General features: G+C 57.8%; 25 protein-coding genes. 11 read left to right on the plus strand and 14 right to left on the minus strand.

The window, feature by feature from the left end:
- Positions 1-58: 58 nt before the first annotated feature.
- Genes N6L24_RS14055 through N6L24_RS14070 form a run of 4 tightly spaced genes read right to left on the minus strand, consistent with a single transcriptional unit; the run spans position 59 to position 2,665 of the window.
- Complete coding sequence (locus N6L24_RS14055) at positions 59-721, minus strand: MotE family protein (protein ID WP_271845332.1); 663 nt, start codon at positions 719-721, stop codon at positions 59-61.
- Between the two features lie 3 nt (positions 722-724).
- Positions 725-1,084, minus strand: a complete 360-nt coding sequence (locus N6L24_RS14060) for a flagellar motor switch protein (protein ID WP_271845333.1) — start codon at positions 1,082-1,084, stop codon at positions 725-727.
- Entirely contained in the window at positions 1,065-2,006 is a 942-nt protein-coding gene (locus N6L24_RS14065) for a flagellar motor switch protein FliM (protein WP_271845334.1), read from the minus strand. Before N6L24_RS14065 ends, N6L24_RS14060 begins: the two co-directional genes overlap by 20 nt.
- A 20-nt stretch (positions 2,007-2,026) precedes the next feature.
- Entirely contained in the window at positions 2,027-2,665 is a 639-nt protein-coding gene (locus N6L24_RS14070; RefSeq protein WP_271845335.1) for a flagellar basal body-associated FliL family protein, read from the minus strand.
- 132 nt (positions 2,666-2,797) lie between these two features.
- Between N6L24_RS14070 and fliF the strand changes: the two genes are divergently transcribed.
- From fliF to N6L24_RS14095, 5 genes are all read left to right on the plus strand, one after another.
- Positions 2,798-4,573, plus strand: a complete 1,776-nt coding sequence (gene fliF, locus N6L24_RS14075; protein ID WP_271845336.1) for a flagellar basal-body MS-ring/collar protein FliF — start codon at positions 2,798-2,800, stop codon at positions 4,571-4,573.
- Positions 4,570-5,238 (plus strand): FliH/SctL family protein, encoded by a 669-nt coding sequence (locus tag N6L24_RS14080; RefSeq protein WP_271845337.1) that lies wholly within the window; start codon positions 4,570-4,572, stop codon positions 5,236-5,238. The genes fliF and N6L24_RS14080 overlap by 4 nt, the downstream gene beginning before the upstream one ends.
- 3 nt (positions 5,239-5,241) lie before the next feature.
- A complete protein-coding gene (gene fliN / locus N6L24_RS14085; RefSeq protein WP_271845338.1) occupies positions 5,242-5,622 on the plus strand; it encodes a flagellar motor switch protein FliN in 381 nt (126 codons plus the stop codon).
- Positions 5,623-5,711: 89 nt separating this feature from the next.
- Positions 5,712-6,458: a flagellar type III secretion system pore protein FliP gene (gene fliP / locus N6L24_RS14090; RefSeq protein WP_271845454.1), complete on the plus strand. Its 747-nt coding sequence runs from the start codon at positions 5,712-5,714 to the stop codon at positions 6,456-6,458.
- A 117-nt stretch (positions 6,459-6,575) separates the two neighbouring features.
- Positions 6,576-7,598: a flagellar motor switch protein FliG gene (locus tag N6L24_RS14095; RefSeq protein WP_271845339.1), complete on the plus strand. Its 1,023-nt coding sequence runs from the start codon at positions 6,576-6,578 to the stop codon at positions 7,596-7,598.
- Here the strand turns inward: N6L24_RS14095 and N6L24_RS14100 are convergent, their stop codons facing one another.
- The 4 genes from N6L24_RS14100 to N6L24_RS14115 form a co-directional block, all read right to left on the minus strand.
- A complete protein-coding gene (locus N6L24_RS14100; protein ID WP_271845340.1) occupies positions 7,599-8,423 on the minus strand; it encodes a DUF1217 domain-containing protein in 825 nt (274 codons plus the stop codon).
- 4 nt (positions 8,424-8,427) lie between these two features.
- Positions 8,428-8,847: a flagellar biosynthesis repressor FlbT gene (locus N6L24_RS14105; RefSeq protein ID WP_271845341.1), complete on the minus strand. Its 420-nt coding sequence runs from the start codon at positions 8,845-8,847 to the stop codon at positions 8,428-8,430.
- A 3-nt stretch (positions 8,848-8,850) separates the two neighbouring features.
- On the minus strand, positions 8,851-9,249 hold the full coding sequence (locus N6L24_RS14110) for a flagellar biosynthesis regulator FlaF (RefSeq protein WP_271845342.1): 399 nt from the start codon (positions 9,247-9,249) through the stop codon (positions 8,851-8,853).
- Between the two features lie 163 nt (positions 9,250-9,412).
- Entirely contained in the window at positions 9,413-9,562 is a 150-nt protein-coding gene (locus N6L24_RS14115) for a hypothetical protein (protein ID WP_271845343.1), read from the minus strand.
- On the opposite strand from N6L24_RS14115, the gene N6L24_RS14120 reads away from it, so the two are divergent.
- Complete coding sequence (locus tag N6L24_RS14120) at positions 9,561-10,622, plus strand: response regulator (RefSeq protein ID WP_271845344.1); 1,062 nt, start codon at positions 9,561-9,563, stop codon at positions 10,620-10,622. The two genes, N6L24_RS14115 and N6L24_RS14120, sit on opposite strands and share 2 nt — an antisense overlap.
- Positions 10,623-10,697: 75 nt before the next feature.
- Here the strand turns inward: N6L24_RS14120 and N6L24_RS14125 are convergent, their stop codons facing one another.
- The 4 genes from N6L24_RS14125 to N6L24_RS14140 form a co-directional block, all read right to left on the minus strand.
- Positions 10,698-12,914 carry an NADP-dependent isocitrate dehydrogenase gene (locus tag N6L24_RS14125; RefSeq protein ID WP_271845345.1) on the minus strand — a complete coding sequence of 739 codons (2,217 nt, stop codon included), beginning with the start codon at positions 12,912-12,914 and terminating at the stop codon, positions 10,698-10,700.
- Between the two features lie 193 nt (positions 12,915-13,107).
- Complete coding sequence (locus N6L24_RS14130; RefSeq protein ID WP_271845346.1) at positions 13,108-15,012, minus strand: elongation factor G; 1,905 nt, start codon at positions 15,010-15,012, stop codon at positions 13,108-13,110.
- A 181-nt stretch (positions 15,013-15,193) separates the two neighbouring features.
- On the minus strand, positions 15,194-16,318 hold the full coding sequence (locus tag N6L24_RS14135; RefSeq protein WP_271845347.1) for a hypothetical protein: 1,125 nt from the start codon (positions 16,316-16,318) through the stop codon (positions 15,194-15,196).
- 53 nt (positions 16,319-16,371) lie between these two features.
- Positions 16,372-17,373, minus strand: a complete 1,002-nt coding sequence (locus N6L24_RS14140; protein ID WP_271845348.1) for a LacI family DNA-binding transcriptional regulator — start codon at positions 17,371-17,373, stop codon at positions 16,372-16,374.
- 184 nt (positions 17,374-17,557) lie between these two features.
- On the opposite strand from N6L24_RS14140, the gene gap reads away from it, so the two are divergent.
- Complete coding sequence (gene gap, locus N6L24_RS14145; protein ID WP_271845349.1) at positions 17,558-18,559, plus strand: type I glyceraldehyde-3-phosphate dehydrogenase; 1,002 nt, start codon at positions 17,558-17,560, stop codon at positions 18,557-18,559.
- 68 nt (positions 18,560-18,627) lie between these two features.
- Here gap and N6L24_RS14150 read toward each other — a convergent pair whose 3' ends face one another.
- Positions 18,628-19,266, minus strand: a complete 639-nt coding sequence (locus N6L24_RS14150; RefSeq protein ID WP_271845350.1) for a ChrR family anti-sigma-E factor — start codon at positions 19,264-19,266, stop codon at positions 18,628-18,630.
- Positions 19,263-19,913, minus strand: coding sequence for a sigma-70 family RNA polymerase sigma factor (locus N6L24_RS14155; RefSeq protein ID WP_442872606.1), 651 nt, complete (start codon positions 19,911-19,913; stop codon positions 19,263-19,265). The genes N6L24_RS14150 and N6L24_RS14155 overlap by 4 nt, the downstream gene beginning before the upstream one ends.
- 92 nt (positions 19,914-20,005) lie before the next feature.
- Here N6L24_RS14155 and N6L24_RS14160 point away from each other — a divergent pair, with 92 nt between their 5' ends.
- From N6L24_RS14160 to N6L24_RS14175, 4 genes are read left to right on the plus strand one after another with little or no spacing between them, the layout of a single operon-like run.
- The gene (locus N6L24_RS14160) at positions 20,006-21,301 is read left to right on the plus strand and encodes an NAD(P)/FAD-dependent oxidoreductase (RefSeq protein ID WP_271845351.1); all 1,296 of its coding nucleotides are present in this window, start codon (positions 20,006-20,008) and stop codon (positions 21,299-21,301) included.
- Complete coding sequence (locus tag N6L24_RS14165) at positions 21,301-22,041, plus strand: DUF1365 domain-containing protein (protein WP_442872608.1); 741 nt, start codon at positions 21,301-21,303, stop codon at positions 22,039-22,041. Before N6L24_RS14160 ends, N6L24_RS14165 begins: the two co-directional genes overlap by 1 nt.
- The gene (locus N6L24_RS14170; protein ID WP_271845353.1) at positions 22,041-23,198 is read left to right on the plus strand and encodes an SAM-dependent methyltransferase; all 1,158 of its coding nucleotides are present in this window, start codon (positions 22,041-22,043) and stop codon (positions 23,196-23,198) included. Before N6L24_RS14165 ends, N6L24_RS14170 begins: the two co-directional genes overlap by 1 nt.
- Positions 23,191-23,712 (plus strand): DUF3833 family protein, encoded by a 522-nt coding sequence (locus N6L24_RS14175; RefSeq protein ID WP_271845354.1) that lies wholly within the window; start codon positions 23,191-23,193, stop codon positions 23,710-23,712. Before N6L24_RS14170 ends, N6L24_RS14175 begins: the two co-directional genes overlap by 8 nt.
- Positions 23,713-23,788: the final 76 nt, after the last annotated feature.

Raw genomic sequence — 23,788 nt, forward strand, 5'->3', positions numbered from 1 at the left:
GCTCACGAGCGGCCATGCAAAAGCACATAGTAGAACAATTCGGCGCAGACCGGCGTGATCAGTTCAGGCGAATGCCGTTCAGATCCTGATCACCGGGCAACTGGCCGCGTTCCAAAATGATCTTGGACACAGCCCGCGCGCGCACCGGGGACATTTTGGCCATGATCGGCGCGGCGATACGGGGGTTCATCGTGCCCAGCACCATAATCGTGACCTCGATATCCATTTCATCCATGATATTCGCGGCCTCGGCGGGCTTCATGTTTTTGTAAAAATCGATCAGGCGGTCCAGGTCAGCGGTCTGCTGCGCCTCGACTTTTCCAAGCAGGGTTTCGATCGAGTCTTTCAGCTCGGTCAGCGCCGCTTTTTCAATGCCGAGCTTTTCCTTGGCCAGCGCCAGTTCGGATTCGCGCAGGTCCAGCGCCTTGCGTTGATCCGCAATCAGGTCGCGTTCCAGCGACAGGGCGCGCAGCACTTCTTCGGGGGTCTCACATTGCCCCAAGGTCTGCCCCAACCCGGCGACCACCGGCGGCGGAACATCATCATCTTCTTCTGCTTCGGCAATCGGCTCTGCCTCGCCTGCGGCCAATACGACGGCCGATGTTGCGGGCGGCGGCGTATCCAGAACCGAAGGCAATTCCGGGAAGGAAACCGCAGCCTTGGCAAAGGCAGTGACCACCAAGCCGCCGATCAAAAGTTTTCCAACCAGGAATTTTGCCATCGGTCAGGCCCTTGTTTCTGTACGCGAGGTTTCAAAAAAGCGGCGCACCAAATCCTGTTTGTTGCGCACGACTTGAACGCCCGGAATTTTCTGGGCCGGATAGCGCCGCGTGCTGAAGACTGGTTCGTCCTCCTCATCCTCCTCGACGGCGGGCGCAGGCTGCGGCGGTTCATTCAGGTTCAGCTTCAGCTGGTTCACGCTTTCTTCGGATTTGTCGACCGCCATGGAAAACTGCTGCACAAGAGGCTCCATATCCTTGAGCGCCGCCATCAGGATCTGCACCTTGCGCGAGACATACCAGCCATAGCCAATGCTGCCCGCAAGCAAGGTGATAATCAGGATATCAGTAAGGGTCGCGACCATTTTCGGCCTCCTCTTCTGCTTCTATCTGTTCAGTGATGCGGATCGCCGTATTGCCATTGGTGCGCTTGCCCATCACGGCCTTGAACATCTCAGTTTCTGCGCAGACCACAGTGGCCTCGTGATCTTCGTCGATCCAGAGGTTGATGGTCTCGCCCGGCTTCCAATTCATCACGCTTTTGATCGGCACTTTCACCTCGGTCAGCACCGCTTCAAGCTCCACGGTTGATCGTTCGATCTGCCCACCCAGCTGCTCTTTCCACGGGTTGCCGTCCTCAGACGGTTCGCCAAAGTGAATCTTGCCGAGTTTTGGCCGGATCGGCTCGAGCGCATCATAAGGGATCACCACATCGATGGAGCCTGTGCGCCCTGCAAGCACAATGGCGATACGCATCCGCACGCACAGATTGGCAGGCTGGGTGACAGAGGCTGAATCAGGGTCGATTTCAACCCGGTCAAGCTCCAGATCAATATCCCCCACCATCGCAAGACAACGGCGCAATTCGCCCGTGACGACATCGCCGATCCGATGGCCGAACCCGCGTTCGATGGCAGTAAATTCATCAGACTGGCGCACCATTTCGCCTTTGGCGCTGCCGCCCAGCATCAGCTCCATCGCGGTCAGCGCAAAGGTCGCATCCATTGCGATGAGAATTTCACCATCCAGATTTTGCGCCGCAACAATACCCAAAAGCGCGGGCATGTTCAGCCCCTCTGCCGCTTGCGCCATCGGCAGGTAATCCAGCTGATTGAGTGACGCTTCGCACAGCACGCCCGTGACCTCGGGCATGACAACCGACAACGAATCGGCCAGGCGCTCGCCAATGATGTCCAGCATCGGCAGGCGCTCGAACGAGAAATCGGACATGCGGATAATCTCGTCGATGAGATTGCCGCTTTGCGCCTTGATTTCTTCAGGTGTCATTACCTTGTTCATGCCGGTCCTTACTGCACGATCAGATCGCTGATCAGAATTTCTTGTGGCAAATCACTGCCCGCTGCGGCGCGGGCCCGCTTCAGAAGCTCTGCCTTCACGTTCAATATGCCGGCCATACCGCGCACATCCGCTTCGGTCAGGCTGCGCGCATAGCCGTTGAATAGATCGCGCATAAAGGGCTGGCGTTTTTCCATCAGCGCCTGCGCGCCTTCGTCGGGGCGATAGACCAGCGTCAGCTTCAATTTGAGGAAGGCATTGCGCGGCACACCTTGCGCGTTCACGCTGGTGATATTGGTGAGGATTTCATCAAAACTCAGCATGCCCTCGTTCACGTCAGGGGCGGCCTCTTCGCCTTCTCCCTTGGCAGAAGCCTCCTCAACCGCATAGGGATCATCCGCGGATGTGCTGCCTTTGGCATCCTTAGAGTCTGCCGCCACAGGCTCAACCTCTTCGACATAATCAGGCTCATATTGTTTGGCGTCCTGCTGAAACGCCATGCGCGCCAGAAAAAACCCGCCGCCCAGCGACAGCAAAGACAGCGCGACCGCTGCCAGCAAGAGCTTCTTGCTGGACTTCGGTGCATCCCCAGCGGCTTTGTCTGCCTCTGCGGCGGGCGCGTCTTTGGCTTTCTGAGGCGCTTTTGCCATGATTTTCCCGTTTCTCTACAAGAACTATATTCCTATTTATTCATAAAGATTGCAAGTATAGACATGGTTATTTACTTGGTCTGCAAAAATAGTTTACGTTGTTTTTAATCGCCTATGCGCAGCGGAGTTGTCATGCAAAATGTGATCCAGAACCTAACGGACCTCGGCCAGAAGCGCCTGATGATCCTTGGGGGTGTGGGGGCAGGCGTCATGACGGCCCTGATTCTCGGAATCAGCGCAATCACGACACCAGACTACGCCGCACTCTACAAAAACCTGTCGCCTGCCACCGCCACCTCGGTTGAGGCGACACTCGCCAACGCCGGATTTGACGCCCGCATGTCCGAAGACGGGGCCACGGTCATGGTGCCCTCTAATGCGCTGGCGCGGGCGCGCATGGTGCTTGCGGAAACCGGCATCCCGATTGAGGGCGATCCCGGCTGGGAATTGTTTGACGAAGCCTCAGGTCTGGCGATGAACACCTTCATGCAGCGCGTGAACCGCCTACGCGCGATGGAAGGTGAACTTGCCCGCTCCATCCAGACCTTGGAAGGGGTGCAAAGCGCCCGCGTGCATCTTGTGCTACCGGAACGCGAAGCTTTCTCGCGCGAGCGGCCAAATCCGCGCGCCTCGATCATTGTGCGCCCGGTGCCGGGCCGCACCATCAGCCGCAAACAAGCGTCGGCCATTCGCAATCTGGTGGCATCGTCTGTGGCAGAGCTGGAACTCGGCCGCGTGACGGTTCTGTCAGCCAGCGGCGAGGTCATCTTGGCCGAAGCGGGCGAGGGCGACACGCAGGTGACGCTGCAATCCACCAAATCCAGCATCGAAGAACGGCTGGCCCAAGAAGTGCGCAATATGCTGACCGCGCGGGTTGGTGCCGGCAACGCACGGGTGCGGGTGAACGTCGAGCTGACCACCGCACGCGAAGTGGTGATTGAACAAAGCTATAACCCAGATCAGCAGGTCGTCCGCTCCACCGAAAGTCGCGCCGAAGAACAGGCTGGTACCGAAGGTGGCGGTGGCGGCGTCGGGGTTGAAAACAATATTCCGGCCGCGCTACAGGGTGACGGCACCGCCGCGCCCTCGTCGTCGCAATCCAAAAGCGGCGAAACCGTACAATATGAAATCGGCAATACCCGCCGCGAGGTGGTGCGCGAAGCCGGTGAAATCAAACGCATTTCCGTCGCGGTCCTTGTGAACGGCATCTATAATGTTGAAGACGGCGAGGTGATCTATTCCGATCGCGAAGCTGCCGAAATTCAGCGCCTGACCGAGCTGGTGAAAACCTCTGTCGGCTTTAATTCTGGTCGCGGCGATAATGTTTCGGTCGATAGCCTGCGTTTCATGGATTATTCGATGGAGGTCGGCGACCCGATCACCCTGTCGATGGGCGAACAGCTGACCCGTAATATCGTGCCGATCCTGCGCGGATTGCTGGGCCTGATGATCGTGGCGCTGGTCATGATCCTAGGCGTGCGCCCTGCCCTGCGGACCCTGTTGGAAAAACCTCAGTCGCAACTGCCGCCCGCTGGCGATGCCGCTGCCGCGCTGGCGGCCCCAGAAGGCGCAGCCTCTGTCGGTGCGGACAAAACGCCCGAAGTTTTGCCAACGCTGGCCAACCAACCGATGCCCGATGCCACCGGCACCAACGCCGCGCCGCTGCCGGACCGCGACATCACGCGGACAAAACCCAGCGGGCTGAGTTTTGATCCCAAGGCCCCAGGCGTCACCAGCATCTTTGAACTAGATGAAGAAGATGGCCCGCATGAATATATCGAAACATTGGGTGTGCGCGGCAATCTGATCAAGGCGCGGGTCGAAGCGATCCAGAATATGGCCGAAGAAAAACCCGATGACGTACTGCGCGTTCTGCGCACCTGGCTGCGTTCGGAGGCGGATGCATGATGGGCCTTACCCTGCGCGATTTTGATGCAGAACAGGACCGGATGAGAAACGGCGCGTCATCCACCGGCGAACCGGCGGAACCAGTCTATACCTTCACCGAATCCGAACTTGCCAAACTCCTTTCTGACGCACGGCAGGCCGCCGGTGAGGCCGCCTTGGCGCAGGGCATTGAGGAAGGTCAGCGCATGGCGCTGGACGCCGAAGAAAAACTGCGCTGCGCTGCGCTTGCCGCCATCAAAACGCAAATTTCCGATATTCATCAAAGAGATGCCCAACACCGCGCCGAGTTGGAGCAAGATCTGATCGATATGGTTCTGGACATCGCAGAGCGCGTGGTCCCAGAGCTGTTGCAGCACTATTCGCACCCTTTGGTGCACGCCAAACTGGCCGAAGCCCTGCACATCGGCGGCCGCCAAGCCCAGATCACCGTGCGCCTTTGCCCAGAGACGAAAGCCGCGCTCGAGCGCCCATTGGCGGAGCTTGCGCGCAGCGAAAATATCCAAGCGCCCAATTTCTTGGAAGACGACAGCCTGGCGCGCGGTGAAGCCCGCGTCAGCTGGGAAAACGGGTTCCTGTCCTACAGTCTTGATCGCGTGTGTGACGGGGTGCTTAGCGCGCTTCGCAGCGCCTCGGCGCAGATGCAAAACGAAAACCAAAAGGTCTAAATCATGTCAGAAGACACCCCAGAAAACGGCCCCGATCTGGACCCGCCCCGCGCCCCCGAAGCGACTGAGGCGCTTGAGAGCAAGCTGGATGCCACCACGCTGTCAGCCGCCATCGCAGAGGGGCAGGATGGGCGCAACATTGATGCGCTCTATAACGTCAAACTGGATGTGCGCGTGGTGCTTGGCCGCAGCCGCATGTCAATCGCTGATCTTTTGGAGCTGACGCGCGGATCCGTGATCGAACTTGACCGCAAGGTCGGCGACCCGATCGACATTATGATCAATGATCGCATGGTCGCGCGCGGCGATCTGGTCAAGGTCAATGGCGATTTCATCGGCGTCGCGCTGCGTGAAATCGTCAAGGATTTCATCCCCGGCAACTAAGCGGCACCCCTGTGACACAGCCCTGCAAATTCTGGACCGTTTTGGGCACCGCGCTGGTGCTGGCACTGTGCTGCGCGGTGCCAACGGCGATGGCGCAAGACGCGGATATTGGCAGTCTGATCCGCGATCTGTCGACCTCCCTCAGCGATGCCGAACCTGGCAGCGACACAAGCGCCAGCCTGTCGGGCCGGATCATTCAGCTTTTTGCGCTGATCACCGTGCTCAGCATCGCGCCGGGTCTTTTGGTGGTCATGACCAGCTTTACCCGCTTTGTCATCGTGTTCTCGATGCTGCGCTCTGCTCTGGGCCTGAACCAGACCCCCCCCAACATGGTGCTGAACGCCATGGCGCTCTTCATGACCTATTTCGTGATGGAGCCGGTGTTTGACGACGCATTCCAAACCGGTTTGCGGCCCCTCATTCAGAATTCGATCACCGAAGAACAGGCGATCGAAGCGATGTCAGACCCCTTCAAATCCTTCATGTTCGCCAATACCCGCGAAAAGGATATGGCGCTGTTTCGCGATATCGCAGGTCAAACCGACCCCGAGGTGGCCGCAGAAAGCCCGGATGATGTCGAATGGCGCATTCTGGTGCCCAGCTTCATGATCTCGGAATTGCGGCGGGCCTTCACCATTGGCTTTCTGCTGTATTTGCCCTTCATCGCGATTGATTTGATCGTTGCATCGGTGCTGATGAGCGCCGGCATGATGATGTTGCCGCCGGTCATCGTATCGCTGCCCTTCAAGGTCATTTTCTTTGTCCTGATTGATGGCTGGTACATGCTGGCCGGCTCGCTTATGGAGTCCTATCTGCCCTATGCAGGCGGCGGTTAGGCACGCTGAAAACACAATTGTTTTTACGCCGCCAACAGTGCTATTGTTGATATACAAGAATAGAAAATGGGTATTCATGGAAACAATCCTTGATACACCCAAAGCCAAGGCCGCTGCATGAACCAGTTTGCATCTTTCCGCCGCGCCAAGCGCCTGACCGGCCCCGAGAAATCGGCGATCCTTTTCCTGTGTCTGGGGGAAGAACGGGGAAGCGCGCTGATGCAGCAGCTGGACACTAAGGAAATCTCCCAGATCACCCGCGCCATTTCTGCGATGGGTGAAGTGCAGGCTGAGATCGTCGAAGAGGTCATGCGCGAATTTGGGCAGAAAGTGTCCAGCTACGGCGGAATCACCGGCTCCATCGAGGCGGCGCGCGGGCTGCTGAAAGGGTTCTTGCCCGAGGACCGGGTGGCCGAGATTCTTGAGGAAATCGAAGGCAGCGGCACCGGTGATCTTTGGAAAGACCTGTCGTTGCTGGATGAAAAGATGCTTGCCGATTATCTGCGCAAGGAACACAACCAGACCGTGGCGGTGATCTTGTCGCGGATCAGCCCAGATGCGGTGGCCAAGGTCCTGCCTTTGCTTGGCAATGATCGCTCCGTGGATCTGGTCGAACGGATGGTCGCCATCGAAGAGCTGCCGGTCGAGGCGATCCGCGCCATCGAGGACAGCCTGCGCCGCGAAGTCCTGGCCAAGGCCGGACACAACGCTGAAGCTGAGGCCGAGAAGAAATTGGTCAAAGTGTTCAACAAGCTGGACACCAAATTGTTCGAGGGCCTGTCGCGCGAGTTGGAACAAAAAATCCCGGAAAAACTGCGGGCGATCAAACAAAAGATGTTTGTGTTCGATGATCTGACCCAGCTGAAGCCCAACGCTTTGGCCCGCGTCATGCGTGAAGTCAGCGGCAATACCCTGCCCCTTGCCCTGCGCGGGGCCGAAAAGGAAATTCGAGACCACTTCCTGGCCTCCATGCCTGCGCGCTCGCGCGATATGCTGGTGGATGAAATGAAGGCCATGGGCCCGGTCAAATCACGCGACGTGAAACAGGCACAGTCGGAAATGGTGGAAACGGCCATTCAACTGGCCGAAGCGGGCGAGATCGAGCTGCCTGAGACCGACGAAGAAGAGATGATCGACTGATCAGCCGTAAATTGACGCGCCAGACGGTGTGATGCTGGGGATGTCGATGGTGATCGGCACAAACTGGCCACTGGCAGAATTGCTGAGCAATTGAACGGCGATGCTGCTGGTCTGAGTCTGCGGCGGGTTGAGCACATCGGAAATCGCGACATAACGGGTGATCAGCCGCTCAACCTCATCCGGATCGCTCAGTTTGGCGAGGTCAAATTTCTTTTCAAAGATGCCCGCCTGCATATCAATGTCCAGCGTGCCCATTTCTTTGGGCAGACCCAGAGCGGTGCGGAAAAACTCGCCCATCTCTTTGTCTTTCAGGACATCAAACCAATTGTCGATTTCGCCAAGACGCCCGCGAAACTCCAGCACCGTGCCCACTGTGTCATTCTGGGCGTCATATTCATTTTGGTACACCGTTTCAAAATAACGGCTCACGATGGCTTCTTGCCAGGCGACATTGTTGAAATTCGGCACCTGGGGCCCGGCCTCGGTGGTAAAGGCCAGCACCTCGTGAATCTCGGAGAAGCTTTCGCTGGTCAGGCGATTGACCAGAGACTCATCATCGCTGGGATCGCTTTCCAGAATCTTGCGCATCATGCCCTTGCCGAAAATCTGATCTTCAAGATCAAAGGCGCGCATGACAAAGGAATAGACTTCGAAATCCTTGACGAATTCTTCCGGGGTGGTGATCGCCCCAATGCGTTCGCGGAATGTATCTGCGGCCCGTTGATGCCCGACCTCGTTGCGCAGCACTTCGAGCTGCCGGTCGCGGGTTCGATCAATCAGGTTCAGCGCCAGCTGACTGCTTAGTCCATTGATGCTGAGAACCATGGCCCTACTCCGCCGCCGCGCGTTCGGCTTTGCCGTTGATCATCTCCAGCAAGTCCGCTTCGTATTTCATCAACGGGCGCAACGCACGCATGGCCTTATAGTAATCCCCGCATGACACGTGGTTTGCCGCTTCAAAGATATGGCCGCCGATTTCCTCATGGAAGATCGGCACCAAAGCCGCCAAATCCTTTTGGATCACGGGCACCAATTCATCCCGCACAGGCGGGTTGAGCAAGGCGGTTTGAATAAAGAAATAGACGTTCTTGACCGGCGTACCCGCCTCGTCATCGTCGAGCAAATCCACCCCACGCACGATATCGGCGTGGTTTTCAATCGTCAGCAACTGTCGCCGATCGGCATTGCGGATCACGCAGCCGTTGATGACGATTTTCTCATTGGGTTTCAGAGTCAGACGTAGCGCCAATTCTTATTCCATCACATGCATCGGATTGCCTTCCAAACCGCGAATGATACTGCGGTTGATGTCCAGCAACGGCTTAATTTTCTGCTGGCCCGCGAGGACCTTCTGGGTATGAGTTTCAACCCAGAGCGCAAGCGAAATCAACCCCGCTCGCAAATCTGGAGGCAACGCATTGCCACTGTCGGCAAGATCATTGCGCAGCGCCATCCATATCCGTTCATTGTGCCAAAGGCTGTCACGCAGCCCATCCGCCAAAAGCGCCAGTTTGTCACCAGAGGTTGCGGCCTGATCAAAGGCCAGATGGCGGGATTCCAAGTCGGCTGTCACATTTGACAAAATGCGACGCTCGATCTGCCGCGGCGATTCCGTTTCGGTAATCGTCCGCTTATACGCAGTAATGCTCATTCAGTTTCTTCCGAACTATTTTTTTCTGCCTCACATGAACAAAGTATCTATATGAGGTTAAAGCCGGTTTAATTCTTTGGCAATTTTTACAATTTATGGGTGATTAGCCGGCATTGTTTCAAAATTGCAATTGGATTGTTGATCAACCTACGGGATATCGGCCCTATTTTGACCTTAATTCGCCCACTTCCTGCCAAACTGCCCAGATATCTAAACTTTTCATAATCCAGTTGAATGATTGGGTTTCGCTGCTGCGCCGATTGCCAAGGGCGATCACCCGCGTCAGTTGAAGCAACGAGATGGGATCAGACATGCGCATTCTTGCGGTCGACGACGACGAAAATATCCGCGAACTTCTCTCCGCTTCGATTGCGGCAGAGACCAGCCATTACATTACCACCGTTCCAAGCGCACAAAAGGCGCTGGCCGTGGCCGGCCACGTCGACCCAGAGTTTGACTGCTTCTTGCTTGATATCCAGATGCCCGGCATGGATGGCATCGAATTATGCCAAAGATTGCGCCAGATGTCGGCCTATCAGAAAACGCCCATCCTGATGCTGACCGCGATGGCGCAAAAGAAATTTGTCGACCGTGCGTTTCAGGCCGGGGCCACCGATTATATTTCCAAGCCCTTCGAGTTTCTCGAACTCTTCAGCCGCCTGAAAAACGCCGAACGGCTGATTGAAGAACAAAGCCAAACACAACGCCGCCGGGCCGAGATCAATTCGTTGAAACATGATCTGGCGCGCAGCGTCGAGCACAGTCTGAGCGAACCAGTTGAAATACTCGGCATCGAACGTGTCGTGGGCTATGTCTCGTTCGAAAACTACCTGCTGCAGCTCTCGCGGATGCGGATGCTGCTGACCAGCGTCCTCGCCATCAAAATCCTGAACGTCGAAAAAATCTTTCGCAACATGTCGCGCGTCGAATTTCGCACGCTCTTGGGCGACATCAGTCAGCTTCTGGCGCAAGATTACGGCAGTGACGGCGACCTTGTGACATATCGCGGCAATGGCGTATTTGCCATCGCGTCCAGCAGCCGCAAACCCTTTTCGCAGTTTGAGCTGGAAAAAGCATTGAACCGCAAACTGCGCGACTTGCGCAGTGTGCAGGACGCGGAGCACCCCATTCAGATCTGCGCCGGGGAACCTGTATCTCTGATCTCGCTGACCCGCGCTGGCAGTTTGACCTCATTGCAGAACGCCGTCGCCCGCGTCGAGGCGCGCTCTGACAGCTATCACAAGATCCTCAAGATGTCGGCCACCCGTCGTAGCCTGGAAGCGGCCAACACGCAGGACATGCAAGATCGCCATATTTACGAAACGCTACTGAAGCAGGAAATCGAAGATCGAAAGTCTGTCGCCAACTCCTGATCATGGCGCAGCACAGCAAGGAAAAACCGCCCGAGGTTCCCCCCGGGCGGTTTTTTCAGTCTTGCTCAGCGGTGATTAACCGATGATTTCATTCAGCGTCGCGCTTGGCCGCATCACTGCTGCGGTCTTCTCTGGGTCGGTCTTGAAATACCCCCCCAGATCAACCGGCTGACCCTGAACCGCGGCCAGCTCTGCAACAATTTTCGCTTCGTTCTGTGCCAGCTGCTCTGCAATTTCAGAGAAATGCGTGGCCAGTTCCACGTCTTCGGTCTGCTGCGCAAGAGCCTCTGCCCAATAACGCGCGAACCAATAGTGGCTGTCACGGTTGTCCGGTTCACCCACTTTGCGCGACGGCGACTTGTTGTTATCCAGAATGCCCTGGGTCGCGGCCTCGGCGGCAGTGCCCAGCACACCGGCTTTGGCGTGGCCCTGCGTGTCCGCAAGGAAGTTGAAGCTCTCGCCAAGCGCGCAGAACTCCCCCATCGAATCCCAGCGCAGGTGGTTTTCTTCCATCAGCTGCTGCACGTGCTTTGGCGCAGAGCCGCCGGCACCTGTTTCAAACAGGCCACCGCCGTTCATCAGCTTAACAATCGACAGCATCTTGGCCGATGTTCCCAATTCCAGGATCGGGAACAGGTCGGTCAGATAATCACGCAACACGTTGCCAGTGATCGCAATGCTGTCCTGGCCCGATGTGATGGTTTTCAGCGTCTGGGCGGTCGCTTCGCGCGGTGCCATGATCAAGAATTTGTCAGCCACACCCGCCGCTTCCAGCGCTGGCTTTACATAGGCGATCAGTTCGGCGTCATGCGCGCGGTTGGCATCAAGCCAGAAGATGGCTTCAGACCCGGTTAGGCGCTGGCGATCCAGCGCCAGTTCGATCCAGTTTTCGATCGGCGCTTTTTTGGCCGTGCACGCACGCCAGATATCGCCTGCTGCCACTTCGTGGCTGTGCAGCGTCTCGCCATTGGCCAGAACAATGCGAATGCTGCCCGCGCCCGGCGCTTCGAACGTGGTGGGGTGGCTGCCGTATTCTTCAGCTTTCTGCGCCATCAGGCCCACGTTGGCCACAGCGCCTGCGGTGGTCACATCGAGCGCGCCATTGGCTTTGAAGAAATTGATGGTCTCATCATAGACAGTCGAATAGCAGCGATCCGGGATCACACAGTTGGTGTCACCTTTGCTGCCGGTTTCATCCCAACCCTTGCCGCCGGCACGGATGACCGCTGGCATCGACGCATCAATGATCACATCAGAAGGCACATGCAGGTTGGTGATGCCCTTGTCGCTGTCGACCATATACATGGATGGGCGCTCAAGCGCTGCGATGTCCGCTTTGATCTCAGCGGCATTGCCCAGCGTTTCAATCGCAGCCAGAACATCAGCCAGACCGGAGTTTGGCGACCCGCCCGCAGCGGCAATTGCCGCGCCGTGCTTGTCCCAGACCGGGCCCAACCATGCTTTGACGGCGTGGCCAAAGATGATCGGGTCAGACACTTTCATCATAGTGGCTTTCATGTGCAGCGAGAACATGGTGCCGTCGGCAATGGTGTCCTCGATCGCATCCGTCAGGAAGGACGACAGCGCCGCTGCCGACATATAGGTCGCGTCAGCCACGGTGCCCTCTTCCAGCGGCCAGCCTGCTTTCAGAACAGTGACAGAGCCATCTGCTGCCACAAATTCGATTTTCGCATCGCCCGCCTGATCTGCGGTGATGGTCGCGGATTTTTCGTTGGCATAGAAGTCATCGCCCGGCATGGAGCTGACCTTGGTCTTGCTATCAGATGACCATGCGCCCATCGAATGCGGGTTGTTTTGCGCATAGTTCTTAACGGCTTTGGCCGCACGACGATCAGAGTTGCCTTCGCGGAGCACCGGGTTCACCGCGGAGCCTTTGATGCTGTCATACCGCGCACGGATCGCTTTTTCTTCGTCGGTCTTCGGCTCTTCCGGGTAATCTGGCAGCGCATAGCCTTTGCCCTGTAATTCGGTCACGGCCGCGACCAGTTGCGGCACCGAGGCCGAAATATTCGGCAGTTTGATCACATTGGCATCCGGTGTTTTCACCAGACCACCCAGGGCGGCGAGATCATCAGATTGGCGCTGCGCTTCGGTCAGGAATTCAGGGAAGGTCGAAATGATCCGGCCCGCCAAGGAAATATCCTTCGTGCCGACGTCCAGACCGGCCGCCGCAGCAAAGGAACGCACAATCGGCAGAAGCGAGGCAGAGGCCAGCTCCGGTGCTTCGTCTACAATTGTATACAATACGTCTGGTTTCGATGTTTCGGTCATGAAATTCGCCTTTCACCGGTCTTAGAGAGGTTTTGCGCTGTCCGGAGTTCCGGTCGCGCAGGTTCAGAGAGTTCCTATGCCGCTTGGCTTACACGCAGCTGACACGGAGATTCATTGCCGCCCTTTTAGAACAGAGTTTCGCTGCAATCAATCAGGTTGCAACGCTTTGTCGCGGCGGCCCGAAAACAAGGGCTCAGGCGACAATTGCGTCCTTCTCGTAAACTTCTGTGTAATGCTGAAATGCGCTCTCAAACCAGGCCGTCCCACGGGTTGCCGCGGCTAAGGCTTGGGCCAGAGCATCTTGCGAGCCCATCGGCAAGCTGGCGCGAAATACGTCCCACCCAGCGCAATATTCATGGGCTTCAAACCCCAGGACCTGCCCTTTCAGGCCGCTGATCACTGGCACCAATCCGCCCGAGAAAACCGACGGCACATGAATCTGCACCTCCATGATGGGCTGCAAGACCACGGTGCCCGCCTTGGCAATGGCCGCGCGTACGGCATTTTTGCCCGCCTGCCGAAAGGCATAGTCGGAACTGTCGACCGCATGGTGTTTTCCGTCCAGCAATGTCACCGCCACATCCACAACCGGATAGCCATGCAGCCCCTCGTCCAGCGCTTCGATCGCGCCGGCTTCGACCGCCGGAATATAGTTCTTCGGCACCGCGCCGCCTTTGACGAGGTCGCTGAAAAAGAAGCCAGATCCGCGGTCCTGCGGGCGCAATTCAACCTGCACATCTGCAAATTGCCCTGCACCGCCAGATTGTTTGCGGTGTCGATAAGACTGTCGGACTGGGCGCAGCACGGTTTCGCGCAGGTCAGGCGGCACTTTGCGCGTCGACACTTTGATGCCAAACCGATCCTCCAGCAGCGCCAACGAACGGCGCATATGCTGCGGACCCTGCGTCGCCAGCACCGCATGTCCGGTGCCCAAATCCACATCTATCCGCAGCGCAGGGTCTATTTCGCGCAGGCGTTCAAGCGCACCGGAAAGCCGGGCATCGTCTTTTTCATGGTCCGGTGTGATCACCCGCCGATAATTGGCAACATGTGGCCGCGCCCAACCGGGCAACGGGGCCTTACCGTCCTGATCATAGACCTGACCCAAATTCAGATGATCCGATTTCACAGCGAGTTTGAGGCACCCTTGCGTGTCGGCTTGGGATTGCGCGCCGATATGGGTCAACCCCCCAAGCGCGCTGCCGCCCAGCTGATCGCTGGCTGCCAGCTGCCCTTGCAAAACGCGCAACATCACCGTTTTGCCTAGGTGTTTCACCTGATCCGCCATGATCGGCACAGCCACCGCCTGACCTTTCGTGGAGAGCCGCGCCCAGGCGCGGCCCACATCCGGTGCCTCGTGCCGCAGCGATTTCATCAACCGCTGAATGCCATTGCCATGGGTTGCAGATCCGATCAGCGTAGGCACCAAATCATGGTGTTGCAGGGTCTGTTTTGCCACGTCATAGATCTCTTCGGGGAGGGGCTGTTTGTCTTCAATCAGCTGCTCCAGCAGGGCGTCATCAAAATCCGCCAGAGTCTCCAGCATTTCGGTGCGCGCCTCATTTTCGCGCGCCTGCATTTCAGCCGGAATTTCAACCAAGGCTGAGCGATGCCCGTCACGGAATTTCCACGCGCGTTCGGACACCAGATCAACGGTCCCCGTGATTGCATCGCCGGACCGCAAAGGGACCTGCCGCAACAGAATGTGGTGATTGCAATAGGTTTGCAGGGCCGCGGCGATCTCGCTTATCCGGCTTGTGGCCGTATCCACCCTGTTTACGAAGAGGATGCTGGGGACATCGGACTCTTCGAGAAGGCGCATATAGGGTGCAGCGAGATCAGCCGCGTCCGCATCTGCCGACACGCAGAGGACTGCAGCATCGCTGCAGGCCACCGTGGGACCCGCGTGTGACAGATTCTCGATACCGCCATCCATGTCGATGACGGCCCATTCGTCGTTCATATAGGTAAATGGCGTGATGGTACCGACGCCCTCTACCGAAAACTTCTTGCTCTGGGTTCCCTCCAGCCCCGCCAATGCCGCGGCCAAAGTTGACTTACCTGTTTGAGACGGCCCGATAATGGTAAAAACACGCAAGTCCTTCCCTCCCCGGCTAAATCTCATGCCCGAAGGAAGTCAGCGCAAATAGCGCAGCCTATGCCTGTGAAATAGTTCTGCCTCAGCAGCTGTGCGCGTTTCGCCCCAGTCGTTGCAGCGGCGAGAGTCGCGACTCCTAGATTGTTGGGCAGGAAAAACGATCCGTCAAGTGGGCGATCACCTAAAGCTGCGCCGCCCAGAACCGATAGCGCTGCTGGCCGGTCACTTCGCGCATCAGCCCGCGCGCCTGAAAAAGGTTAAGATTGCGCCGCGCCGACATCAAGGAACAGCCCGCCATGCGCGCTGCCAGCTCGGCGGAAAACACCGGAAATCGCAGCGCCGCATCAATCATGCGCGCGGGCGTCCGCCCTTGCAAATCTGCAGTTTCGGCGCGCGCTTTTTCGCGCCATGTCTGCAAACGGTCCAATTCTAGCAGCGCCGCAAGCGCGCCCTGTTCAACCGTTTGATAATAAAGGCCTAATGATATTTCCGGATCCTGCGCGCGCGCATGCAATTGCGGCAAAGAATCGGGCATTGGCGCAAAGGGGGCTTGCGATCCGGCCGCCATTAAAGACATGGCCACCATCGGCTCGAGCGCCATGTCGATTGATGTGACACTCAAACGCCGCCACAAAAACAAACCACAGGCCCCGCGGGTTAGCGGATGCAACTCCCCTGCCCCTTGCAAAAGCCGCTGCCACGTGGCCCCAAGCGCCGCCAATTCCGGCCCGGCCGCTTGGCCTTCACCGGGCAAATCACTGGGATCCTCCAGTGCTTTGCGCCCCAAAAACCGATGCAAACCATCATCAAACGGGTCATCACGACGCCCCGCGACCAGCCGCCTGACCGCCCAAGACGCCCGTTCCAGGTCGCGCGTTTCCTCTTGGGAGCCGATTCGAAGTGCCCGGAACAGCGCGATATGTTCAGGTGCCTGCCAGACCCCTTCGCTGCGCAAAATCGCCGATACGCTCTGCAGCGCGACACGCTCCACCAGATCTGAGGGCAACGTTTTCAGCCGTTCGGCATAACGGGCCAGAGCTTCGGCGGCCCGCACCAAAGCGCGATAATGCGCCGCCTCGGCGAGATGCCATTTTTGCAGTCCCTTCTGAGTGTCCCGCCGGTCATACAACAACGGGCTTGCGCCGGGTTCAAATTCTTCGATGGGACCCGGCAGAAACCAAAGGTCTTCTTCGGGCGTCACAGGGGCGTCGTATATCGGCGGCGGCAGGATCCCATCCTCATAGGCATCCGGACCATCCTGGGCCGCATTCGGATCGTTTTGCTTTTTGGCGGGCGGTTCCGTCATATCATCTTCAGCCTAGGATGATTCCCGAAAATTGCGAACCGCTCAATTTCCGCTTACAGCGATCCGCCAAGCGTGATTTTGGACTGCAGCTTTTCAAACACCCATCCAGATGCCGCCGCATCGCTGTGCGACAGAATAATCTCTGCGGCGCGCACGCCAATTTCGCGGCGACAGGCATCTGTTGTCGCCAGCGACAGGGGCAACCCTTCGAGAATTTGCAGATTGTTAAACCCGGCGAGGGCCAAATCATCCGGGATCGACAGCCCTTCGGCCAGACAATGCATATAGCCGCCCACCGACATCACATCGCTCGAATAGTAGACACAGTCCAAATCAGGGGTGCGGGCCAACATTTCGGCTGTCAGCCTGCGGCCATTTTGTATTGTCGAATCCCCAGACACCTGCTGCCTGTCCGCCAGGTGCACACCGGCCGCCTGCAGAGCCTCTTCAAAGCCCTTCAGGCGTTTCAAGGCGCGGAAATCCTGCGGCAGTTTGGTGCCGATAAAGCCGATACGCCGATAGCCCCGAGCGAGAATTTGCTCTGCCATCTCGCGGCCGGCATCAATATGGGACACCCCCACGCAGTGACAGACCGGGGTGCCGTCGGTGTCCATCACCTCAACCACCGGGCAATGCGCGTTGCGCAGCATTTTGCGCGTACTTTCTGAATGCTCAAGCCCCGCCACAACCAGGCCCGAAGGCCGCCAGCTGAGCATCTCGCGGATCACGCTTTCTTCCTCATCCAGCCGATAGCCCGAAACGCCAACCACTGGTTTCAGCGCGGTGGACTTCAGAACCGACGAAATCCCCGACAGAACCTCGGGAAACACATAGCTGTTGAGCGACGGAACCACCACTGCAACCAGATTGACGGACTGAGACGACAGTGAACCCGCGATGCGGTTGGGCACATAGCCGATGGAGCGCGCGGCCTCTTCGACCTTTTGGCGTGTCTTGGGTGAAACGTCTGGGGCCCCACGCAAAGCGCGACTCGCCGTCATTTCACTGACGCCGACGAGCTGCGCGACATCCTTGAGGTTGAGCCGTTTTGTCATGCGGGCATCGTCTGCGAGCGGCACCAAAACATCAAGGCGCATTTCGCGCCAACACTGGAAATCTCTGCCCGGCGCAATACATCTTGCAAAATGCACCCGTTAGCGATAACGGTGCAGCGACGTTAACGCTAACATGTCTCGCAGGCTGTGCGCACGACGAATTGGAACACTTCGGAGGACTAAAATGACCCTGAACATCGCTATCAACGGTTTTGGCCGTATCGGCCGCAATGTACTGCGCGCTATCATTGAAAATGGCGTCGACGACGTGAAAGTCGTGGCCATCAACGATCTGGCCCCTGCCGAGACGCTGGCCCATCTGTTGCGCTTTGATTCCGTGCATGGCCGCCTGAATGCCGAGGTCACTGTCGATGGCGACACGCTGACCGTTGGCAACCAGACCATCAAACTGACAGCGATCCGCAACCCCGAAGAACTGCCATGGGACGGTGTCGACATCGCCTATGAATGCACCGGCATTTTCACCTCCCGCGACACAGCGGCCAAACACCTGAAAAACGGCTCCAAGCGCGTGCTGATCTCTGCCCCGGGCAAAGAAGTTGACCGCACTGTTGTCTATGGCGTGAACCATCAGGATCTGACCGCAGACGACGTGATCGTTTCAAACGCTTCGTGCACCACCAACTGCCTTGCGCCTGTGGCCAAGGTTCTGGACAGCACCTTTGGTATCAAGACCGGGTACATGACCACCATCCACGCATATACCGGTGATCAGCCAACCCACGACGCCGCGCACAAAGATCTCTACCGCGCTCGCGCGGCGGCGGTTTCGATGATCCCAACCTCAACTGGCGCAGCGCGTGCAATCTCCGAAGTGCTGCCGCATCTGAAGGGGCGCCTGGAAGGGTCCGCCATTCGCGTGCCAACCGTGAACGTATCGCTGGTTGACCTGACCTTTGTGCCTGAGAAATCCGCAACCGTCGAAGAAATCAATGCCGCCATCAAAGAAGCTGCCGAAGGCGCGTTGAAGGGCGTTCTGGGTTACGAAGATCGCCCGCTGGTCTCGATCGACTTTAACCACGATCCACATTCTTCGACCTTTGCAGCACCGCAGACCTCTGTGACGTCAGAGGGTCTGATCCGCGTGGTCAGCTGGTATGACAACGAATGGGGCTTTTCCAACCGTATGATCGACACCGGTCGTGCAATGGGCGCGCTGCTGTAAATCAGCGCCACAATCCCAAAGAAAAACCCGCAGCGGACGCTGCGGGTTTTTTTTGTGTCTGCACCAGCTTAGATGCGGAACAAAGGCTGCAACAAACGCGGCATCCATGACCGGAATTTCAAGGGCGCGCCGGTCGCGGCGAGGCAGATGCAGGCCTCGCCGGCTTCGGCCACCGGGGCGTGATCCACGTCATCATCGGCCACCTCAACATCGCCGACACCAAACCGCCCATCTTCGTCACTGAACGCGCCCTGCAAAACCAAGGTCAACTCCAGCCCATCGTGGCTGTGGTTGGGCATTTCCTGCCCCGCCGGGATGTAAAGCAGGCGCACAGACCCGTCATCGCCAGACTGCAAGATCGACTGCCGCACACCAAAGCCCAGCGATTTCCACTTGGGTGGCTTGCCCTTGAGGGCCTCCATCACGGGCGCCGGAAAAATGCCCGACCGCTGATAGGCCTGCGCCTCATTCGGGGCCGCATGATCCAATGCGTCAAGCACCTGCGCCCTGAGATCGGTGGAGATCACATGACCATCGGTCGCCTCAAGCACAGCACCGCCCGCCATTTCATGCGCCGCCATCCGGGCGCGGCATTCTTCGCACATGGACACATGCGCCGCGATCACCAACGCATAGGGTTGTGCCACATTGCCCGCAACATAAGCGGCAATCAGCGGCTCTGAGATATGATGTCTGATCTCACTCATGACGATCTAAGTTCCTTTAGCTCATGACGCAGTTTTTCCAGGCCAAGCCTGATCCGCGACTTGATGGTGCCAAGCGGCAGGCCGGTTTCTTCCTGAATCTCCGCATGGGACAATTCCCCAAGATATGCCTTTTCCACCATCTCACGTTGCCGCGGCTTCAGCCGGGAAAGCGCCAGGCGCAACCTTTGCGCCTCTTGTTCCAATGCGAGGATCTGGCTGGCATCCTCTGTTGCTTGATCAGGCTCTGCCAAGTCTTCGGGCATCGGCCTGCGTTCTCGTCGCAGCACATCAATCTGGCGATTGCGGGCCACTTGATAAATCCAACTGCTGACCTGCGCGCGATGCGGATCAAACTGCCCGGCTTTGCGCCAGATCGTCAGCATCACATCCTGCACAATCTCTTCGGCCTGGGCCCCAGATACACCAGAGCGCATCACGAACCCCTTTAGACGCGGCGCGTAATAATCAAACAGCTTGCAGAAAGCCGCGCGATCACGCTGCATCTTGACCGCGAGCATCCACACGGTCTGTTCAGAGTATCCCTGCTGTGTCTTTTGCTCCACGTTTTCCCGGTTCTGTTGCGCCCGAGCCAGCACCGCAGGCTCAGTTTGCAACGTCTCTTGGTGGCTTTGTTCTAAGGTCAGCATACCTTCTCTACGCGACCCGTCGAGATTTGGATCATTTTTTTGATCCGAAATAAATTTTTTGCCGTAGATTCAATAAAACAGCAGGAGCCTTTATGTCATTTGATACCCCGTCCCGTCAGCCGCAGCGCATCGCAATCGTCGGTGGCGGCATTTCCGGTATGGCGGCGGCTTATCTGCTGTCACGTGATCATTCCGTCACCCTTTACGAGGCCGCCCCGCGTCTGGGCGGTCACGCCCGCACCGTCATGGCCGGGCTGCGTGGCGATCAGCCCGTGGATACCGGCTTTATCGTTTTCAACTATGTGAATTATCCGCATCTGACGCGCATGTTTCGCGAGCTTGACGTGCCCGTCACCAAGAGCGACATGAGCTTTGGTGCCACCGTGGATGATGGCCGCGTGGAATACGGGCTGCGTGATCTGTCAGCAGTGATGGGACAAAAGCGCAACCTGTTGCGCCCGGCCTATTTTCGCATGCTGCGGGATATCATGCGGTTCAACAACGGCGCAGAAGCGCGGGCAGACAGCGACAGCACCACCATCGGCGAGCTAATCGAGGACATGAAGCTGGGCGACTGGTTCCGCCGCTATTACCTAACCCCGATCTGCGGTGCGATCTGGTCAACCCCACCCGAAGAAATCCAATCCTTCCCGGCGCGCTCGCTGGTGCGGTTTTTCCGAAACCACGCCCTGCTCAGCGCATCGGGCCAACATCAATGGTGGACGGTGAAAGGCGGCAGTATCGAATATGTCACCCGCCTGGCTCGTCATCTGGAAAATTCCGGCGTGACCCTGCGCACAGGCGCGGCGATCACATCGGTGCGGCGTGAAACCCATGGGGTGCGTGTCCACACGGCGCGCGCCGAGCCTGAACATTTCGACCACATTGTCATGGCCTGCCATTCTGATGATGCGCTGCGCCTGCTCGCAGACGCGAGTCCGCGCGAAACCGCTGCCCTCAGCGATTTGCGCTATCAGGACAACCACATAATCCTGCACCGCGATACCCGGCAGATGCCCCGCCGCAAAGCTTGCTGGTCCAGCTGGGTCTACAAAGCCGACGCCGTTGATCAGCGCCCGGCTATCGGCGTGACCTATTGGATGAACCGGTTACAGAATATCCCGGAAAGCGATCCGCTGTTTGTCTCTCTGAACCCCGTAAAAGCCGTGGATCAGAGACTGATTTACGACGAAAAGACCTTCCGCCATCCGGTGTTTGATCGCGCAGCGCTCAGCGCGCAGGATCAGATTGCCGCGCTGCAAGGGACACGCAACACCTGGTTTGCCGGGGCCTATCTGCGGCATGGGTTTCACGAAGACGGCTTTGCCAGCGCCGTGCGCGTGGCCCGCATGATCACAGCGCAGCGACACGGGATGCTTGCCGCATGATGGGTCCGCAGCACATCCCTGCGCGCACGACGCACAGCCGTAAAGGCGCGCTGACGCGCAGTTTCACCTATAGTGTCGATTACGTCCTAATCGACCCTAACGCAGCGCAATTTCCACTTTTGTTCGGGCGCAACCGGGCAAATTTGGTAGGTGTGAGCGATCGTAATCATGGTGGTCCGCGGGGCAACGGCACCGGCGCTGCCTGGGCAGAGCAGGTCTTGGCGACGGCCGGGCTGCCGGATGCAAAGGTCCTTCTGCTGACCCAGCCAAGTTTTCTGGGATATGTGTTCAACCCCATCAGTTTTTGGTTGGCCTATCAGGACGGTGCCCTGCGCGCCGTAATCGCCGAGGTGAACAACACCTTTGGCGACCGGCATTCATATCTGTGCCACGCGCCAGATTTCGCAGACATCACCCCGGACATGACCCTGACGGCCAAAAAACAGATGCACGTGTCGCCGTTTCAAGAAGTGGCGGGCGAATATTCATTTAAATTCAGTATATTAGATGAAAAAATCCGAATTCAGATCATCCATTACAACGGCGCAGAAACGCTTTATGCCCATTTGACCGGGCCGCGCCGCCCCCTGAACAACCGGGCCATATTGGGCGCGCTTTTGCGCCGCCCGCTCGGGCCCGTGCGCACCATCGCGCTGATCTATTGGCAAGCCCTCAAACTGAAACGACAGGGCGCGCGCTATCGCACACGCCCCACCCCGCCGAAAAAGGACCTAAGCTGATGACCCTACTCACCGACGCGGTAAAGCGCGAATTTCTCAGCTGTTGTGACCGGATCACCTATGGGCAGCTTTCTCTCAAAACGCCTGATGGAGCCCTGCACAGGTTCGGCACCACCGGCCCGGTTGCGGATATGGATATCCGGGATTGGTCCGTCATATCCGCCATGGCGGCACGTGGTGATGTGGGACTTGGCGAAACCTATGTTGCCGGCCTCTGGGAAACGTCGTCCATCGAAACACTCGTCACTGTTGCGCTGCGCAATTTTGATACCTTTTCCGATTTCGCCAATCCAAGTGCGTTCAACCGGTTCAAGTTTCTGGTGGTTGATCGGCTCTTGCGGGCGAATTCATTAAGCGGGGCCTCGCGCAACATTCGTGCGCATTATGACGTAGGCAATGAGTTTTACCAGCTCTGGCTCGACCCGGGTATGACCTATTCATCAGCGCTTTTCGCCGGAACAGAGACTGATTTAGAGCGCGCGCAAGCCAAAAAGAACAACCGCGTGCTCAGCAGGTTGGCGGATGGCGAACGCATCCTTGAGATCGGCTGCGGCTGGGGTGGGTTTGCCGAACGCGCGGCTGATCAAGGCCATCATGTGACAGGCCTGACCCTCTCGCCCAGCCAGAAGGGCTATGCCGATGCGCGGCTTGATGGCCGCGCCGATATCCGGCTTGAGGACTATCGCAGCATCCAGGGCACCTTTGACAACATCGTGTCTATTGAAATGATCGAAGCGGTCGGTGAGCGGTATTGGCCCAGTTATTTTGCCACCCTCAAGGCGCGGCTGGCTGAGGGGGGCCGTGCGCTGGTGCAGGCGATTACGGTCCAAGATTCCTATTTCGATCTTTATCGACGCGGATCAGACTATATCCGGCAATACACCTTCCCGGGCGGCATGTTGCTGTCTGATGCCGTGATTGCCGATCAGGCCCGCACCGCTGGGCTTCAGGTGCGCGACAATTTTGCGTTCGGGCAGGATTATGCGCGCACCTGCCGGGTCTGGGCCGAACGGCTGATGGCGCAGCGCGAAAAGGTGCTGGCGCTTGGCCATGATCAGGCGTTCTTGCGCAATTGGCAATTTTACCTAGAGATCTGCGCCGCATCCTTTGCCGTCGGCCAAACCGATGTCGTACAAGTGGAGCTGGCCCATGCTTAATTGTTTGACGAACCGCCTGCCCTCCTTCGGCTTCACCAACCAGCGCAGCGCGGACTACGCAGACACAGGGCCGAATTTGCAATTGCGGGAACACCTGTCGGGCAATCTCATTTCCGAGGGGGTGATTTTTGGCCCCCGCGGCACGGTGGTGTCGCGCTTTGTGGCTGATATGCAGGGCACTTGGGATGGATCAAGGGGCACTCTGAACGAAGCTTTCGCCTTTTCCAGTGGCGACACGCAGACCCGCCGCTGGGAACTTTCGACAGGCAATGACGGGCGGTTCTGGGGCACTGCGGCGGATATTGTTGGCAAGATGACCGGAGAGACCTCAGGGGCCACCGCGCGTATGGATTACCGGCTTCGCCTTGAAGCGGATGCTGGCGGTCATGTGTTGTCGGTCACGGATTGGATGTATCTGACGGAGAATGGCACCATCCTCAACCGATCCCATATGCGGAAATTTGGCGTCAAAGTCGCGGAACTGGTGGCCACCATCCGGCGGGCCCCCGGCTGACAAGGATTTTTGTGCAGCCGCTTTAGTCATTAGTGGTCAATCAGTTGCGCTTTTAAAGAACAAAAAACGGCTTAAA

This window comes from Cognatishimia sp. SS12, assembly GCF_028369055.1.
Taxonomy (GTDB): domain Bacteria; phylum Pseudomonadota; class Alphaproteobacteria; order Rhodobacterales; family Rhodobacteraceae; genus Cognatishimia.